This window comes from Kitasatospora sp. NPDC056181 (assembly GCF_042266225.1).
In the GTDB taxonomy this organism is placed as follows: Bacteria; Actinomycetota; Actinomycetes; order Streptomycetales; family Streptomycetaceae; genus Kitasatospora.
In genome coordinates, this window is sequence record NZ_JBHJUK010000047.1 from 18,435 (window position 1) to 35,373 (window position 16,939).

Genomic DNA, 16,939 nt, shown 5'->3' on the forward strand with positions numbered 1-16,939 from the left:
GCGGTGAGCGGCCGTCCGGTGGGAGGTTGATGTCGTGACGGACACGGTCGAGGCGGAAGCGGTCGAGGCGGGCGTGAGCGAGGCTGGAGCGGTCGAGGCCGGCGCGGGTTCCGGGCTGGAGCTGCCCGAGTCCTGGCGCGGGGTGCTGGGCGGAGAGACGGAGAAGCCGTACTTCGCCGAGCTGGCGGCCTTCGTGGCGGCCGAGCGCGCGGAGCACCAGATCTTCCCGCCGAGCGGGCAGGAGTTCTCCGCGCTGGAGGCCACCCCGTACGAGAAGGTCCGCGTGCTCGTCCTCGGCCAGGACCCGTACCACGACGACGGCCAGGCCCACGGTATGAGCTTCTCCGTGCTGCCGGGCACCAAGACGCCGCCGTCGCTGCGCAACATCTTCAAGGAGCTGGACGCCGACCTCGGCATCCCGGCCCCGGACAACGGCTACCTGATGCACTGGGCCGAGCAGGGCGTGCTGCTGCTCAACGCGGTGCTCACGGTGCGCGCGCACGAGGCGAACTCGCACAAGGCCAAGGGCTGGGAGAAGTTCACCGACGCCGTGATCAAGGCGGTGAGCGCGCGCGAGGAGCCGGTGGTCTTCGTGCTCTGGGGCAACTACGCGAAGAAGAAGCTGCCGCTGATCGACACCTCCAAGCACGTGGTGGTCCAGGGCGCGCACCCGTCGCCGCTCTCGGCCAAGCTGTTCTTCGGCAGCCGGCCGTTCTCCCAGATCAACGAGGCGCTGGACGGCTTCGGCGTCGACCCGATCGACTGGCAGGTGCCGAACCTGAAGCAGGGCTGACCGTACGCCGGCCGCACCGCGCCGGGCTGACGCTTCGTCTGCCCCCCGTTGCCGTCCGCTGTTCACCGGCCTCGGCTGCCGGCCGGTACCCGGTGTGCGAAGCTGGGTGCCGGCCGGGTCGCCGGACCGGGTCTGGGGAGGGGCGGTCGTGCGCCGGGTAGGGCGAGGAGCAGGGTTCCGGCTGGCTGTGGGGGCAGCACTGCTGGGGCTGATGGCGGGTGTTGCCGGGTGCAACGGCGGTGCTGCGTCAGGGGGTTCGGGGGGCGGTCCGGGGGGCGGTTCCGGTACGGGTGCGGCGCCCGCGTCCACCGGGGCCGGTGCGGCGGGCGGCGCGGGTTCGGCCGGTGCGGCTGGCTCGGGGGGAACCGCTTCCGGCGGGTCGTCCGCCGCCGGGCTCGCCCAGCTGCCCGGGCAGACCTTCTACGTCTCCGACCAGACCGCGGCCGCCCAGCAGCTCGTCGCCCTGCGCAGCCAGAGCCGGGCGGCCGAGGCCGACACCCTGCTGAAGATCGCCGCCCAGCCGTCCTCGCAGTGGCTCGGCGACCAGGCGGCCAAGGGCATCGTCGAGCAGGTGGGCCGTCGGGCCGCCGCCGTGGACCGCACGCCCGTCTTCGTCGTCTACAACATCCCGCACCGTGACTGCGGCCAGTACTCGGCCGGCGGTGCGTCGGACGCCGCCGCCTACCGCTCCTGGATCAGCGGCCTGGCGGAGGCGCTGGGCGACCGCAGGGCGTGGGTGGTGCTGGAGCCCGACGCCGTGGCGCACACCCTCGACTCCTGCGGGGTGAAGGGCGCGTCCGCCGCCGAGCGGTACGGCCTGCTGGCCTTCGCCGTACAGGAGTTGAAGAAGCGCCCGCAGGTGCGCGTCTACCTGGACGCGGGCAACCCGGGCTGGGCGCAGGACCCGTCGGCGATGGCCGACGCGCTGCGGAAGTCCGGCGTCGCGGTGGCGGACGGTTTCGCGGTCAACGTCTCCAACTTCTACGGGACCGACCGGAGCGCGGCGTACGGCACGGAACTCTCCACCGCGCTGGGCGGGAAGCACTTCGTGATCGACACCAGCCGCAACGGCAACGGCCCGCTCAGCGGCGACGCCTGGTGCAACCCGCCCGGCCGCGCGCTCGGCGAACCGCCCACCACCGGGACCGGCCGGGCCGGCGTCGACGCCTACCTCTGGATCAAGAACCCCGGCGAGTCCGACGGCGAGTGCGGCCGCGGCGAGCCCCGGGCGGGCGAGTTCTGGCTGCCGTACGCCCTGGGGCTGGCGCGCGGGGGCGCCTGACCCGTCCGGGCCGGCGGTGCGGCGCCTTCGGGACGGGCCGTGTGCTCACCTCGTGCGCTCACCTCGTGCGCTCACCTCGTGCGCTCACCTCGTGCGCTCACCCCGTGCGCTCACCCCGGGGCCGGGCCGGCTACGGGGTCACCTTGATCCAGCGGGCCACCGACGGGGTGCCGGCGCCGTCCGTCACGAACAGCATGTACCAGCCCGGCGGCAGCAGGTTCGGGTTGCCGGGCAGGGTGAGCGCGACGCCGCCGTCCGAGCGCGCGCCGACGTCCAGGGCGACCGACCGCTGCTCGACGTCGGTCGCGTGGGTGACCGAACTCGGCCGGACCAGCTTGGCGGTGACCACCCCGTCCGGCTTGGGGGACTTCACCGTGACGGTCGCGCCGAGCCTCGCGGCGGCCGGCGCGTCGGTCAGCTGCGGGCGCTCGCCGTGGAACAGGTACGGCGGCGTGTAGATCTCGATCCGCTGCTCGAAGGTGCCCGGCTCGGTGTCGGCCTTGTCGGCGAAGAGCGGGTTGGAGCCGAGGACGACCACCCGGCCGTCCGGCAGCAGCAGCGCCTCGGAGTGGTAGTTCCGTCCGACGGTCGGCTCGGCGGCGGTGGTGAAGGTGTTGGTGTCCGGGTGGTAGACCTGCGCCTTGAGCAGGTCGCTCTTGTGCTTGCCCCGGTAGTCGCTGGAACCGCCGGTGGTGAACACGGTGTCGTCGGGCAGGATCACGCTGTTGAGGTAGCGGGTGCCGCCGGCCGGCAGGTCCGGGCCCGGGGTGAAGACCGGCTTGCCGGCGGAGAGGTCGGCGATGTCGGTGCGGGCGGTGGAGAGCGGGGACTCGCCGACGCCGCCGCCACCGAGCACCATCACCTTCTGCGCCTGGGCGGGCGGCAGCAGCACCGAGGACGAGGTCTCGGTGAGAGCCGGGTCGCGAAGTCCCGGCACCTGCTGGAAGCCGTTGTCCTTCAAGTCCCAGAGCCCTGGCTCGCGGCCCTTGTCCGCCGGGCCGTAGCCCGCGTTGGAACCGGAGTAGAAGAGCTTGCCGGAGGCGGTCAGGAAGATCGACGGGTAGGTGGGGAAGTAGCGGTCGGGCGCCTTGGACCAGGTCTTGTCCGCCGGGTCATAGATCTCGTTGTCGTTGCCGCTGAGGATCTGCCCCGTGTCGTCCAGCCCCGAGACGGTGACCACCCGCCCGTCCCCCAGCCCGGTGAGGGTCGGGTACCAGCGCGCGTACGCCATGTCGGTCACCCGCTCGTAGAGCTCGGTGTCCGGGTTGAACTCGAAGGCGGCGCGGATGCCCTGGAAGTCCTGCTTCTCCAGAGTCATGCGATCGGCCATGCCGTAGAGGTTCCGGGCCTCGGCGCCGCTCAGGCCCTTGATCGCGTACTGGGCGGGGGAGTTGTTGACGTACCCGGTGCCCTGCGCCACCGCCTCCACGAAGACGTGTTGCTCGCTGGCCTTCACGACGGTCCGGTCGCCGCCGCCGGTCTTCAGCGCGGCCGGAACGGTCACCTCGGCGGTGGACACGTACTCGCGGCCGTTCGGCGCCGTGAACACGGTGCCCTTCGGGAAGGTCCGGGCCGCGTCCGGGTTCTCGTTGCGCACCCGCATGGTGCCCGCAGCCTTCTTCACCGCACCGTCCAGCGCCTCGTAGCGCTGGGTGCCGCCGGCCACCAGCAGCCGCCCGTCGGGCAGCGCGGTGTGGCCTCCGCAGAACATGTCCGCCGGGGTCGGGACCAGCTTGTACGTGTTCTTGGCCGGGTCCCAGAGCACGCTCTTGAAGCTGCCCGCGTCGAAGCTGCGCTGGTCGTTGCCGGAGCCGGCGATGATCAGCACCTTTCCGGTGCGCAGGAGGCTGGCATGGATGGCGTTGACCCGGAACTCGGCGGGGAGGACGAAGGTCTGCCAGTGGCCGTACTCGGCCTTGTACTCGGGACGGTTGATCACGTAGTCGTGGTACTGCGCGTTGGCGAAGCCGAGCACGGCCGGTGCGTTCATCCCGGCGACGGTCAGCGCGACCGTGCTGCCGAGGGCGAACCGCCTGGTGCGGCCGGCGTTGCGGATCTTCACGGTGCTTGTCCCCTCCTGCTACGGGTGCGGTTCAGCGTGTGCTGGTGGGCGCCGGGACGGTCGCGGCGCGCCCCTGGGGCGGGACGACCGCTGCGGCGGTGGGTGTCGTTGCCGTCGCTGCCGCCGGTGAGGTCGTCGCGGTCGCGGTCATCGTCGTTGCGGTCGCCGTTACGGTCGCGGTCATCGTCGTCGCTGTCGTCGTTGTCGCTGTCGCTGTCGTCGCGGCGCCGGTGACCGAGAGGGTGGACGTCGGCCGGGCCCGGTGGCGCCGGACGGCGTCGGCGGCCAGCACGAGGATCGGCAGCACGCTGAGGAGGAACGCCAGGCAGGCCCAGGTGCGCATGGCGACGTGGCCGTGGCCGGTGAAGAAGGAGGCGGTGACCGCGCCGCCGAACACCAGCGCCCAGAAGAGATGGATCCGGAACGTCGCCAACCGGTCGGGGCTGGCCGAGTCGCCCTTCGGTGTCACCACGAAGCGACTGCGAAGGCGAAGCGCCGCTTGCAGAAACGATGCTGCATAGATCGGCCCGCAGAGGGCCGACATCACCATGCCCGCCACTCCGGACGACCCGGCCGGCTCGTGCGGGCTCACGTTGTGCTTGCGGTTCCAGGTGTAGAGCAGCACCTGGAGGGCGGCCGCGTCGCTGTACAACATCATCCAGATCTCGGACGACACGTGGACGCCCGACGCCCCGAATCCCAGGTAGAGCACGCTCGACACCCCGCCGAGCAGCCAGGTCAGTGCCGCCATCGGGTAGAAGCAGACCATCAGCGTGTAGTTGAGCAGCCGGCCGGGCGACAGCCTCCAGGCCGCCCGCCAGTACTGGGTGAGGAGGGTCTCGTAGGTGCCCCGGCTCCACCGCAGCTGCTGGGAGAAGAAGTCGGTCCAGGACGACGGCCCCTCGCCGACCGCCAGCACGTCCGGCGTGTAGACCGACGTCCAGCGCGCACCGGTGGCCGGGTTCCGGCGGCGGTGGAACTCCAGGCCGGTCGCCATGTCCTCGGTGATGGAGTCGTACAGCCCGCCGATCGACTGCAGTGCGCTGATCCGCACGGCGTTGTTGGTGCCGACGAACATCGGTGCGCCGTAACGGTTCCCGGCCCGCTGGATCAGCGCGTGGAAGAGGAACTGCTGGCTCTCCGAGAACTTGGTGACCGCCGAACCGGAGCTGCGGTAGTTCCCGTACACCTGCGGCCCGACCACGAACGCGACGTCCGGGTCACGGAAGTAGCCGAGCATCCGCTCGCAGAACTCGGGCAGCGGGACGTGGTCGGTGTCCACCGAGACCCAGAAGTCGTAGCCGCCGCCGTGGGCCTGGAGCCAGCTGTTGTAGTTGCCGTGCTTGGTCTTGGCGCGAAACCGGCCCCTGGGCTGGTTCCACTGCTTGACCCCGCGCCGGCTGAAGTGCCGCGCGCCCAGCTCGGAGCAGAGCGCGCGCATGGCAGGATCGTTTCCCTCGTCGAGCAGCCAGACGTCGTACGGGCCGTCGTGCCGGACGGCCAGCGCGGCGGTGAGCGTGGCGCGCACCATCTCCGGCGGCTCCTTGCCCGGCACACACGTGGTGATGAACGCGACTCGGGTGCCCGCCTCCGGCGTGACCGGGACGGGATCGCGGGCGACCAGGGTGGCGTGGGCGTTCGAGACGACGTTGACCAGCCGGAACATCTCGACCACCGCGATGATCCCGATCATCACCTTGTCGCCGAGCAGCAGCCAGGCGTGCGTCTCGCCCGGCCGGACCGGCCAGTGGTCCGGGAGCAGCAGCCAGACCAGGAGCACCGCCTCGACCAGTGGCGCGGTCAGCAGGAGGAGCGCCGCCCGGAGCCGGTGCGGCTCGCGGCGCAGGAGGCTGCGGTACCGGACGCGGTAGGGCGCCGGCGCGGCGGCTGCTTCGGGGGAGTGGTGGTCCTGCGGCAAGGCGTGGTCCGGCGGGTCGGGCGTGGTGGCCGGACCGGCCAGGCGGCTGAAGTGGGCGTAGTCGTAAGGGGCTTCGGGGACCGGTAAGGAGCGCAGGTCGGCCTCGACCGCGCCGTGCGGGGCGGTCGCCGCCGGGGCGGGTGCGCCTGGGCCGGGGTTCTCCGGGGCGGTTCGGAACTGGGCGTCCGTCTGTCGTGAGAACGGCTTGATCATGTGTGGCTCCCCCCGTGACCGGCCGCGTGGACCGGCCGGTTCGTGCGTGCTCCGACCGGGGGTGTACGGACTGGGAGTCCCGCGCTGCGACCTGCGCGCAGGGACCGACCGCTCCCCCCGGAGCCTTGCCTTCGAAGCAGAACACCGCCCGGTGAACCGCGCTGTATCCAGGCGGTTTCCGGGCCGTCAATCAGTAAAACGTGTACGATCGATTTTGTTGTGTGGCTGCGCGGCTACCTCGAATGCAGGGTCCCCGCATCGTTCCCCGGACTCCCCTCCGGGGGTGCGGAACCCTTGGCTTCCCCAACTCTCCCGGAGCGCAGGCGTGATCGCAACCGATCCGAGAAATGATCATTGCGCAAGCATGAAGATATGACGGTTCCCGGCCATTCGGGTCGCCGATGGTGCTATTGGGCGGATTCACGCGTCCGGCATTCCGGGCCGGTCGAAAGAATGCGCGAAGGCCGGGCTGCCGCGCAGGCAGTCCGGCCTTCGTGTCCTTGTCCCCTCGGCGGATGGCGTTCGGGGCGGGTGCTTCTCGGGGCGGGTGCCGCTCCGGGTGGGTATTGCTGGGGTTGGTGTCGTGCCGGGCGGCTGGTTCTCGGGCGGCTGGTTCTCGGGCGGGTGTTGCGCCGGGCGGCTGTTGCTCGGGCGGGTGTCGCTCGGGTGCCGCCCTCAGCCGGTCCGCCGAAGGCGCGGCCCGGTTGCCGCCTGGACCTCCTCGAACCCCACCCCCGGCGCCGTCTCCACCAGGTGCAGTCCGTCCGGCGTGACGTCGATGACCGCGAGGTCGGTGACGATGCGGTCGACAACCCCTCGGCCGGTCGCCGGAAGTGAGAGCTCGTCGACGAGCTTCGGTGAACCGTCCTTCGCGGTGTGCTCCATGACGACGATCAGCCGCCGCGCGCCGTGCACGAGGTCCATGGCGCCACCCATGCCCTTGACCATCCTGCCCGGGATCATCCAGTTGGCGAGGTCCCCGGCGGCCGAGACCTGCATCGCCCCCAGGACCGAGACGTCGATCCGGCCCGCCCGGATCATGCCGAAGGAGAACGCAGAGTCGAAGTACGAGGCCCCGGCGGCGACCGTCACGGTCTCCTTGCCCGCGTTGATCAGATCGGGGTGCTCGGTCCCGTCCTCGGGGAACGGGCCGACGCCGAGGATGCCGTTCTCGGAGTGGAGCACCACATGGACGCCGGGCGGAAGGTGATTGGGGATCAGGGTCGGCAGTCCGATGCCCAGGTTGACGTACTGGCCGTTCCGCAGCTCCCGGGCGGCCCGCGCGGCGAGCGCGTTCCGGGGATCGGGCGCGTGCCGGGGGGCGACCGCGTTTCCTGCGGTGACGGCGTTTCCGGGATCGACCGCGTTCCTCGGGTCGAGTGGGGCGGGCGCCTCGGCGGGTCGGGCAGGCGCCTCGGCGGACCTCTTCGCGGCCGGCTCCGCGGCCGGATCTGCGGCCGGATCTGCGGCCGGATCTGCGACCGGCTCCGCGGTCGGCCCGGTGGACATCCCGGTGGACGTGCGAGTGGAGATCTCGGCGGGCATCGGGTCAGGCCTCCTGGAGTGCGGTGCGAACGGTCCGGCGCTCGATGCGGCGGTCCGCGGGGTCGGCGGCGACCACCCGGTCGACGTAGACGCCGGGGAGGTGGACGGCGTCCGGGCCCAGCTCGCCCGGTTCGACGATCCGGTCCGCCTCGACCAGGGTGATCCGGCCGGCCGCCGCGCAGAGCGGGTTGAAGTTCCGGGCGGCGGCGTGGAAGACGCAGTTGCCGTGCCGGTCCGCCACTTCGGCGCGCACCAGCGCGAAGTCGGCGGTGATGGCCTCCTCCAGCAGGTAGCGGCGGCCGCCGAACTCCCGGACCTCCTTCGGTGGTGAGGCCAGCGACACCGAGCCGTCCGCCCCGTACCGCCAGGGCAGTCCGCCCTCCTCGACCTGGGTGCCGACCCCGGCCGGGGTGAAGAACGCCGGGATGCCGGCGCCGCCGGCCCGCAGCCGCTCGGCGAGGGTGCCCTGCGGCGTCAGCTCCACCTCCAGCTCGCCGGAGAGGTACTGACGGGCGAACTCCTTGTTCTCGCCGACGTACGACGAGGTCATCCTGGCGATCCGCCCCGCGCGCAACAGCAGGCCGAGCCCCCAGTCGTCCACCCCGCAGTTGTTGGACACCACCCGCAGGCCGGTGGTGTCCGTGGCGGCCAGGGCGCCGATCAGGGTGCTGGGGATGCCGCAGAGACCGAAGCCTCCGACGGCCAGCACCGCTCCGTCGGGGATGTCCCCGACCGCGGCGGCGGCGGAGTCCAGGACCTTGTCCAAGGGGTCACCTCGTGAGGGGGTGTGGTGAACGGGGGAGCGGGTGGAGGAAGGGGAGGGCCTCGTTCCCCCACCACCGTCGCCGCGCACGGCCCGCCCGTGCCATGGCGGGTTCCGCCACGCACGTACACGCACACATGGCGACGGGCCACACCGGAGGGGCGTCGGGGGGCCACCGGCTCGGTGGTATGGCGGCCGCAGCCATATCCGGGCGGGCTGATGCGTCGTCCGGGCACATGTCGCCGCCTTCACACCACACCTACGGTTCCGGCATCCACCCCCGCAGCACCCTCAGGAGTCGGTCACCATGCGCAGCTCGACAGCCCTCACCAGGACCGCCTCCGGTGCCCCCACGGGTGCAGCCGCAACCGAGGCCGCGGCGCCGGCTGCGGGACCGGCCCGCGCGGCGGCCGCCGGACCGGTCCGCAGACTCGCCGCGATCGCCGCCTGCGCCCTCCTGGCGGCAGGCTGCGCCAAGGCGGGAACGGCGGGCACCACCGCTGCGGACGGTGGCGGCTCCAAGAGCCCGGTCAAGGTGGGCCTGGTGTACTCCAAGACCGGGCCGCTGGCCGCGTACGGCAAGCAGTACCTGGAGGGCTTCAAGGCCGGCCTGAACTACGCGACCAAGGGCACCGGCGCGGTCGACGGGCACAACATCGAGTTCGAGGAGCAGGACGACGCGGGCGACCCGGCCAAGGCGGTGTCGGCCGCCAAGGACCTGATCGGCAAGGGCCACAAGATCCTGGCCGGCTCCACCGCCTCGGGTGTCGCCCTCCAGGTCGGCCCGATCGCAGCCCAGAACAAGGTGCTGTTCATCAGTGGCCCGGCCGCCGCCGACAAGGTCACCGGGTTGAACAAGTACACCTTCCGTTCCGGCCGCCAGTCCTACCAGGACATCAGGACCGCGGCCTCGTTCATCGGTGATGCCAAGGGCAGGAAGGTCACCGTGCTCGCTCAGGACAACGCCTTCGGGCAGGCCAACGTGGCCGCCGTGAAGGCGGTGCTCGGCGCCCAGGGCGCCACGGTCGAAGCGGTGCTCGCGCCGCCGAGCGCGACCGACCTGACCCCGTTCGCCACCCAGGCCAAGACCGCCAAGCCCGACCTGTTGTTCGTCGCCTGGGCCGGCGACACCTCGGCCGCCCTGTGGACGGCGCTGAACCAGCAGGACGTGTTCGCCGAGACCAAGGTCGTCACCGGCCTCGACCTCGCCGCCTCCTACCCGCTCTTCGGAGCGGCGGGCGAGAAGATCTCCTTCCTGAACCACTACTTCGGCGGGGCCGCCGGCACCCCGGTGGAGAAGGCCATGGATGAGGCCGTCACCGCCGGCGGCGGCAAGTCCGACATCTTCACCCCGGACGGCTTCACCGCCGCCCAGATGATCGTGCACGCGATCGAGGCCAACCACGGCTCGGCCGACGACACTTCGGCGCTGGTGAAGTCGCTGGAGGGCTGGAGCTTCGACGGGGTGAAGGGCCGGGCCACGGTGCGTGCCGAGGATCACGCCCTGCTCCAGCCGATGTTCCAGGTCCGGCTGACCGGCACCGGCGCCGCCGCCAAGCCGTCCGTGGAGAAGACGCTGACCGCGGACGAGGCGGCGCCCCCGGTCACCCCGATGGCGGGCTGATCCCGGTGACCGGTCCTGCTCCGTCCGCGATGGGCACACCCCCGCCCACCCGGGCCACGGTTTCGCCTCCCGGGGCCGTATCTTCGGCCGCCACGGCCCCGCCGGTGCTGCGGCTCACCGGCCTGGGCTGGTCCGTTCGCGGTGTGCCGATCGTCGAGGACGTCTCCCTCTCGGTGGGGGAGGGCGAGTTCATCGCCTTCATCGGGCCCAACGGCGCCGGTAAGACCTCCCTCTTCAACCTGATCTCCGGGATCTACCCGGCGAGCCACGGCACCCTCGAACTCGACGGTGCCGACATCACCGCCGAGGCCGTTCACGCCAGGGCGCGCCGAGGGCTCGGCCGCACCTTCCAGACCTCCTCCCTCTGGCCGGGCATGACGGTGGCCGACCACGTCCGCCTGGCCGCGCAGGCGGCGGCCGGGCCGCGGGCCTCGTACCGGATCTGGCGCCGCGCCGACCGCTACGCGGACCAGGTGGCCCGGACCCTGGAACGGACCGAACTCGCGCACCGGGCCGACACCTTGGCGAGCGCCCTCTCCCACGGCGAGAAGCGCAAACTCGAACTCGCCGTCCTGCTCGTCTCCGACCCGCGGCTGATCCTGCTGGACGAGCCGATGGCCGGGGTGAGTGCGGAGGAGGTGCCGGCCCTCACCGAGCTGATCCGCTCGGTGCACCGCGACCTCGGCCGCACCGTACTGATGGTGGAGCATCACATGGACGTCCTGCTCGGCCTGGCCGACCGCCTGGCCGTGATGCACCACGGCACGCTGCTCGCACTGGACACCCCTGAGGCAGTGATGGCGGACGCCACCGTGCAACAGGCCTACCTGGGCGAGGCGCTGTGACCGACTCTCCTGTTCCCGCCTCCTCCGCAGGCGTTGCTGCCGGCATGGCGGACGGTGCCGCCGGTACCGCGGATGCCGCCGGGGCCGGTGCGTCCGGCATCGTCGGTGCGTCGGGTGCCCGCGGTGCGTCCCGTGCGCCCGGTGCGTCCCGTGCGCGCGGGACGTCCGATCCATCCGGTGCGTCGGCTCCTGGTGGGGCCCTCCTCTCCGTTCGCGATCTGCGGGTGGTCATCGACGGGCTGCACATTCTGCACGGGGTCGACTTCGACGTGGCGCCGACCGGGGTCACCGCGCTGCTGGGGCGCAACGGCGCCGGCAAGACCACCACGGTCAAGGCCGTGATGGGCCTGGTACCGCGCACCGGCAGCGTCCTGTTCGCTGGTGCCGAACTCTCCTCTCTGCTCACGCACCTGGTGGTCCGTCACGGCATCGGGTACGCCCCCGAGGACCGGGGGATCTTCGCGGGCCTCACCGTCGCCGAGAACCTGCGGTTGGCCGAACGGGACCGTGATGCCGAGCCCGCCTATCACCTCGTTCATGAACTCTTTCCCGAACTCAAGCAGCGGGCCGCCCAGTTGGCGGGCACGCTCTCGGGTGGCCAGCAGCAGATGGTGGCCATCGGCCGGACCCTGCTCAACCGCAACCGGCTGATCATCGCCGACGAGCCCACCAAGGGCCTGGCGCCGAAGATCGTCGCCGAGGTGGCCGACGTGCTGGCGCGCGCGGCCGAGGCCGTGCCCGTCCTCCTGGTCGAGCAGAACCTCGCCCTCGTTCGCCGACTGGCAGGTACCTGTGCCGTGCTGGCCGACGGCCGCACCGCCCACCGGGGCGACACCGCCGAACTGCTGGCCGACGAGGAGGCCGCCCGCCGACTGTTGGGCGTCGGCGGCCGCCGGCCGGGAGCCGGACCCGGTCCCGCGGTGACCGGCTCCGGAGCGACCGGTTCCGCGGTGACCGGTTCCGCGGTCGCCGGTCAGGTGCCGTCCGGCCCCGCTGTCACCACGGAGGTGAACCCCTGATGGACACGATCGTCCTCCTTACCTGTACCGGTCTCGGTCTGGGTGCGTTGTACTTCCTGGTGGCCTCCGGTCTCTCGCTGATCTTCGGTCTGATGGACGTGCTCAACTTCGCTCACGGCGCCCTGCTCTCCATCGGCGCCTATGCCACCTGGTGGGCTGGCGCCGAGGCCGGCTTCCCGTTCTGGCTCTCCGTGCCGTTCGGCACGCTGGTCGGGACGGCCGCCGCCGTCCTGCTGGAGCTCTTCCTGATCCGGCCGCTCTACAGCCGGCCCCGCGACCAGATCCTCGCGACCGTCGGCGTCGGGCTGGCCGTGCCCGCTCTCCTGATGGGCATCTGGGGCGCGGACGCCCGCCCCTTCCCGCAGCCGGAACTGCTCTCCGGCACCTGGCACCTGCTCGGCGCGACCGTCCCGGTCAACCGCTTCGTGCTGGTGGCCGCGGCGGCCCTGGTGCTGCTCGTTCTCCGGTTGTTCCTCGCCCGTACCCGCTACGGGCTGATCGTCCGCGCCGGCGTCGAGGACCGGGCGATGGTCACGGCGCTCGGCATCGACGTCCGCAGGGCGTTCACCCTCGTCTTCGCCATCGGTGGCGCCGCCGCCGCTCTCGGCGGTGCCCTCGGCGGCCTCTACTTCGGCTCGGTCAACCCCGGCCAGGGGACCAGCCTGCTCATCTTCGCCTTTGTTGTTGTCGTGATGGGCGGCATGGGCTCCGTCACCGGGGCCGCCGTGGCCTCGGTGTGCGTCGGCCTCGTCCAGCAGTTCGCCAACTACTACACCGCTGCAGGGCTCGGCGACCTGTCGGTCGTCGTCCTGCTGGCCGTCCTCCTCCTCGTACGACCCCGCGGACTCACCGGGAGGCTCGCGTGAGCACCAACACCCCCACCACGAGCACCGGTGGCACCGCGGCCGACCGCACTGCCGCCACTTCAGCAGGGACCACTGACACCGGCCCTGCCGAGAGACATTCTGGACGGACGGGCGAGGCCGGCGCCATCCCTCGAACAGGTGAATCAATCACCGAGAGCTCGACAGTGGTGCACAGAGCGCTACGCTGGTGGCCGATCGCCCTGCTGATCCTGCTCCTTGTCGCCCCATACAGTGCGCTTCCCGTCCCGGGACTGCTCGACGGCCCGCTCGGCAGCCCCGGAAGCCTCCAACTCATCGCCCTGTGCCTGCTCTACGGGGGCCTCGCCACCGGGTACGACCTCCTGCTCGGCCGTACCGGACTGCTCTCCTTCGGCCATGCGCTCTACTTCGCGACCGGCCTCTACGCCACCAACCTCGGCATGCTGGAGCTCCAACTCCCCTTCGCCGCCGCGGCGCTGTTCGGCGTCGCCTGTGCCGTCGTGCTTGCCCTGCTGCTCGGCTCGGTCAGCCTCCGCGTCACGGGCATCGGATTCTCCATGGTCACCCTCGCCTTCGCGCAGGCCGGCTCGATCCTCGTCCAACGCAACCCCGGCGGCATCACCGGTGGTGAGGAGGGCCGGTCGGCGCCCGCCGACCAACTGCCCTCCGCCTTCCTGGGCATCGAGAACACTGCCAACCTCTACTGGATCGCCGTCGCCTACCTGGTGCTCACCCTGGCCGCGGTCCACTGGGCCGTCGGCTCCCCGGCCGGGCGGGTCTGGGAGGGCATCAAGGAGAACGAGCGCCGGGTCGAGGTGCTCGGACTCCGCCCCTACGGCTACAAGTTGATCGCCTTCGTCCTCGCCGGAGCCCTGGCCGCCGTGGGCGGGGTGGTCTACCTCCTGCTGACCGGTGGGGCCACGCCGCAGGCCGCCACCTCGGACGCCACGCTCTCACTGCTGGTCATGGTCGTCCTCGGCGGCTCCGGCACGCGCTGGGGGCCGCTGCTCGGCGGCGTCATCTACACCTGGGCCGGCCACCGGCTCGGCGACCTCGCCAACTCCGAGGCCGTCGCCGGCCTGCCCGCGGTCCTGCGCGTCCCGCTGTCCCAGCCGCTCTTCCTGCTGGGCGGCCTCTTCGTCGCCGTGGTCTACCTGCTGCCCGGCGGCCTGGCTAGACTGCCTGCCCGCATCCGCGCCGCCCGCTCCACCCGCTCGGCCCGGGCCGCCGGCCACGCCGGTGCCCGCAGCGCCCGCCCCTCAGGAGGTAGCCCCGCGTGAGCCAGTCACTTCCGCATCCCGAGCAGCTGACGATTCCCGTTCCCGGTGGGGACCTGGCCGTGCTCCGCTGGCCGGCCACCGTGCCCGGGGCTCCGACCGTCGTCGCGGTGCACGGCATCACCGCCAACGGACTCGCCTGGTTCGAGGTCGCCCGCAGGCTTGCCGGCCGGGCCACGCTGCTCGCGCCCGACCTGCGCGGCCGGGGGGCCAGCCGGGCCGTGAGCGGTCTGTATGGCCTGGCCCGGCACGCGGACGACGTGGCCGCCCTGATCACCGAGCTCGGACTGGGGCCGACGGTGGTCGTCGGGCACTCCATGGGTGCCTGGATCACGGCGCTGACGGCAGTGCGGCATCCCGGGCTGGTCAGCCGGGTCGTCCTGGTCGACGGGGCGGTCAGCTTCCCGCTGCCGGAGGGCGTCCGGGAGGAGGACGCGCTGGCCGCGGTGCTCGGCCCGGCGCTGGCACGGCTGTCGATGACCTTCCCGGACCGCGCCGCCTACCGCGCGTTCTGGCAGCAGCACCCGGCGTTCAACGCCGACTGGTCGGACGAGATCGACGCCTACACCCAGCGTGATCTGGTCGGTGTCGAGCCCGAACTGCGCTCCTCCTGCGTACTGGAGGCCGTGCAGACCGACGGCGCGCAGGTCCTGCTGGACCAGGACGCGGCCGCCGCGGTGCACCGGCTGCCCTGCCCCGGCGAACTGCTGTGGGCGGAGCGCGGCCTGCTCAACGAGCCGCAGGGCCTCTACGACGACAAGCGGATCGAGCTGGCAGGGCTGGACCCGGCCCGCGTGGCGGTGGCACCGGTGCCGGACACCAACCACTACTCGATCCTCTGGGGCCGGGCCGGCGTCGAGGCCGTCCTGCAGCGCCTGCTCGGCACCGGGCCCGCCGCCGGGTAGCGGCCGCTGCTACGGGCCGGCCGGCAGCGCGCGAAGTCACCGCCGCGCCGGCCGGCCCACCACGGCGACGCTCGCCGACGGGAGCTGCGCACGCGGCTGTATTGCCCACGCGCTGCGTGGCTCCCGCCCTACGTGGCTCCCGCGGTGCGTTGTTTCCGTGCTGCGCTGTCTCTGTGCTGCGCTGATCCCGCGGTGCGTTGCTCCCGCCGGGTCGTGTCGCGCGGGCTCTGCGGCCGGCGCTCAGCCGGCGGTGCCGAGGAAGGACTCCCACCCGCCGGAGGGCGCCTGCCCCACGTTCAGCGAGCGCAGCTTGCGGATCGTGGACTGGTCCTGCACCTCCAGCCAGTCGACCAGCTGCCGGAAGGAGACCAGCCGGACGTCCGGCTTGCTCGCTATGGTCTTGAGGGTCTCCTCGACGGCGTCCATGTAGATGCCGCCGTTCCACTGCTCGAAGTGGTTGCCGATGAAGAGCGGCGCGCGGTTGCCGTTGTACGCGCGGTCGAACCCGGCCAGATAGGAGTCCCGGGCCTGGGTGCGCCAGTCGTTGTACTTGGCGGGGTCGCCCTTGGTGCTGCCGGCCGACTGGTTGGCCAGGATGTTGTAGTCCATCGACAGGACCTGGAAGGTGTGCCCGGGGAACGGGATGCTCTGCAGCGGGAAGTCCCAGACCTTGCCGTCCTGCACCTTCTGCGGCCATATCTGCTGGCCGCCCGAGGAGCTGGCGTCGTACTTCCACCCCATCTTGGCCGCGGTCGGCAGCAGGGCCTTCTGCCCTTCGAGGCAGGGGGTGCGGCCGCCTATGAGCTCCTTCCTGTAGTCGAAGGGGAGCGGGTCGACGTCGGTGAAGCCGGTGTTGGTCCGCCACTGCGTCACGAACCCGATCGCCTGGTCGATCTCGCTCTGCCAGTCCTCCGGGGTCCACTTGTTGACGCCGTTGCCGTCCGGGCGGCTCGAGCAGAAGTGCCCGTTGAAGTGGGTGCCGATCTCGTGGCCGGCCAGCCAGGCCTGGCTGATCAGTTTGATGGTGTTCTTGACCGCGCCGTCCGACAGGTAGGGGATGTCGGACGCGCCGACCGAGTGCTTCGGCGGGTGGTACAGGTCGGCCTTGCCCTTGGGGAGGGTGTAGATCCCGGAGAGGAAGAAGGTCATCGAGGCCTTGTGCTCCTCGGCCAGCTTGAGGAAGCGGGGGAACTGGCCGTCGTCGGTGGCGCCGGCGCCGTCCCAGGAGAACACCACGAACTGGGGCGGCCGCTCACCGGGCTTGAGCTTCTCCGCCTTGGGCTGGTTCGGCTGGGGGCCGGTGTCGGAGTTGGAGCCGTCACCGATCGGCGTTCCCTTGGGCGCCCCCTTGCTCGGGGAGCCGCTGCCCGTCGGCCCGTTGCCGGTGCTGCTGCCGCCCGGGGCGGGAGCCGTGCCCGAACCCGACCCTGAACCCGACCCGGATCCGCCGCTGGAGCACGCCGTCACTGCGCCGAGGGCCACGGTTGCGGCGGTGGCACTGAGCACGGTCCTGCGCGAGATGTTGGTCATGGTCTCCCCTGGGTGCCGCTGGCCGGGTGGTGATGGCGACAGTGGGCCGTACCGGTCAAATCGGGCAATTGATGATTATTCCGCCGTCAGCATGTCATGTGGACTCAGGGCGCACCAAGGTGCCGAGGTCCTTTGACAGTCAATACGCAGAATGCGAGTCCAGGGGCTGCGGTGATGGCCCTTCTGTTGCCGTCCTGTGACGCTCGGCTTTCATCGGCGCTGCATCCCGTGGCTGCATCTTCGGGGCGGCATCTCCGGGGCCACGCCCCACGGTCCGCGCCCGGGCCGTGGCCGGCTCTGTCGCCGACGGGCGGGCGG

At 71.8% G+C, this 16,939-nt stretch carries 13 protein-coding genes; 8 read left to right on the top strand and 5 right to left on the bottom strand.

The annotated features are described in order from the left end of the window. Positions 1-115: 115 nt before the first annotated feature. Entirely contained in the window at positions 116-793 is a 678-nt protein-coding gene (locus tag ACFC1F_RS19380) for a uracil-DNA glycosylase (protein WP_148645882.1), read from the top strand. Between the two features lie 187 nt (positions 794-980). Then, the gene (locus ACFC1F_RS19385; protein WP_376159779.1) at positions 981-2,075 is read left to right on the top strand and encodes a glycoside hydrolase family 6 protein; all 1,095 of its coding nucleotides are present in this window, start codon (positions 981-983) and stop codon (positions 2,073-2,075) included. A 130-nt stretch (positions 2,076-2,205) separates the two neighbouring features. Here the strand turns inward: ACFC1F_RS19385 and ACFC1F_RS19390 are convergent, their stop codons facing one another. The 4 genes from ACFC1F_RS19390 to ACFC1F_RS19405 all read right to left on the bottom strand — a co-directional run bounded on the left by ACFC1F_RS19390 (position 2,206) and on the right by ACFC1F_RS19405 (position 8,579). Then, positions 2,206-4,137, bottom strand: a complete 1,932-nt coding sequence (locus tag ACFC1F_RS19390) for a galactose oxidase-like domain-containing protein (protein WP_376159781.1) — start codon at positions 4,135-4,137, stop codon at positions 2,206-2,208. A 31-nt stretch (positions 4,138-4,168) separates the two neighbouring features. Continuing rightward, positions 4,169-6,268: a glycosyltransferase family 2 protein gene (locus tag ACFC1F_RS19395; RefSeq protein WP_376159783.1), complete on the bottom strand. Its 2,100-nt coding sequence runs from the start codon at positions 6,266-6,268 to the stop codon at positions 4,169-4,171. Between the two features lie 675 nt (positions 6,269-6,943). Continuing rightward, positions 6,944-7,534: a 3-oxoacid CoA-transferase subunit B gene (locus ACFC1F_RS19400; protein ID WP_376159821.1), complete on the bottom strand. Its 591-nt coding sequence runs from the start codon at positions 7,532-7,534 to the stop codon at positions 6,944-6,946. A 283-nt stretch (positions 7,535-7,817) separates the two neighbouring features. After that, positions 7,818-8,579, bottom strand: coding sequence for a CoA transferase subunit A (locus tag ACFC1F_RS19405; RefSeq protein ID WP_376159785.1), 762 nt, complete (start codon positions 8,577-8,579; stop codon positions 7,818-7,820). Positions 8,580-8,883: 304 nt separating this feature from the next. Between ACFC1F_RS19405 and ACFC1F_RS19410 the strand changes: the two genes are divergently transcribed. The 6 genes from ACFC1F_RS19410 (at position 8,884) to ACFC1F_RS19435 (ending at position 15,091) form a co-directional block, all read left to right on the top strand. Continuing rightward, the gene (locus ACFC1F_RS19410) at positions 8,884-10,200 is read left to right on the top strand and encodes a substrate-binding domain-containing protein (protein WP_376159787.1); all 1,317 of its coding nucleotides are present in this window, start codon (positions 8,884-8,886) and stop codon (positions 10,198-10,200) included. A 29-nt stretch (positions 10,201-10,229) separates the two neighbouring features. Then, positions 10,230-11,045 carry an ABC transporter ATP-binding protein gene (locus ACFC1F_RS19415; protein ID WP_376159789.1) on the top strand — a complete coding sequence of 272 codons (816 nt, stop codon included), beginning with the start codon at positions 10,230-10,232 and terminating at the stop codon, positions 11,043-11,045. A 224-nt stretch (positions 11,046-11,269) separates the two neighbouring features. Continuing rightward, positions 11,270-12,064, top strand: coding sequence for an ABC transporter ATP-binding protein (locus tag ACFC1F_RS19420; protein WP_376159791.1), 795 nt, complete (start codon positions 11,270-11,272; stop codon positions 12,062-12,064). Further along, positions 12,064-12,930 (top strand): branched-chain amino acid ABC transporter permease, encoded by an 867-nt coding sequence (locus tag ACFC1F_RS19425; RefSeq protein ID WP_209415889.1) that lies wholly within the window; start codon positions 12,064-12,066, stop codon positions 12,928-12,930. The genes ACFC1F_RS19420 and ACFC1F_RS19425 overlap by 1 nt, the downstream gene beginning before the upstream one ends. Positions 12,931-13,097: 167 nt before the next feature. After that, positions 13,098-14,189 (top strand): branched-chain amino acid ABC transporter permease, encoded by a 1,092-nt coding sequence (locus ACFC1F_RS19430; RefSeq protein ID WP_376159793.1) that lies wholly within the window; start codon positions 13,098-13,100, stop codon positions 14,187-14,189. Continuing rightward, on the top strand, positions 14,186-15,091 hold the full coding sequence (locus ACFC1F_RS19435) for an alpha/beta fold hydrolase (protein ID WP_376159795.1): 906 nt from the start codon (positions 14,186-14,188) through the stop codon (positions 15,089-15,091). The genes ACFC1F_RS19430 and ACFC1F_RS19435 overlap by 4 nt, the downstream gene beginning before the upstream one ends. A gap of 240 nt (positions 15,092-15,331) precedes the next feature. Here ACFC1F_RS19435 and ACFC1F_RS19440 read toward each other — a convergent pair whose 3' ends face one another. Continuing rightward, a complete protein-coding gene (locus ACFC1F_RS19440; protein WP_376159797.1) occupies positions 15,332-16,621 on the bottom strand; it encodes a hypothetical protein in 1,290 nt (429 codons plus the stop codon). Positions 16,622-16,939: the final 318 nt, after the last annotated feature.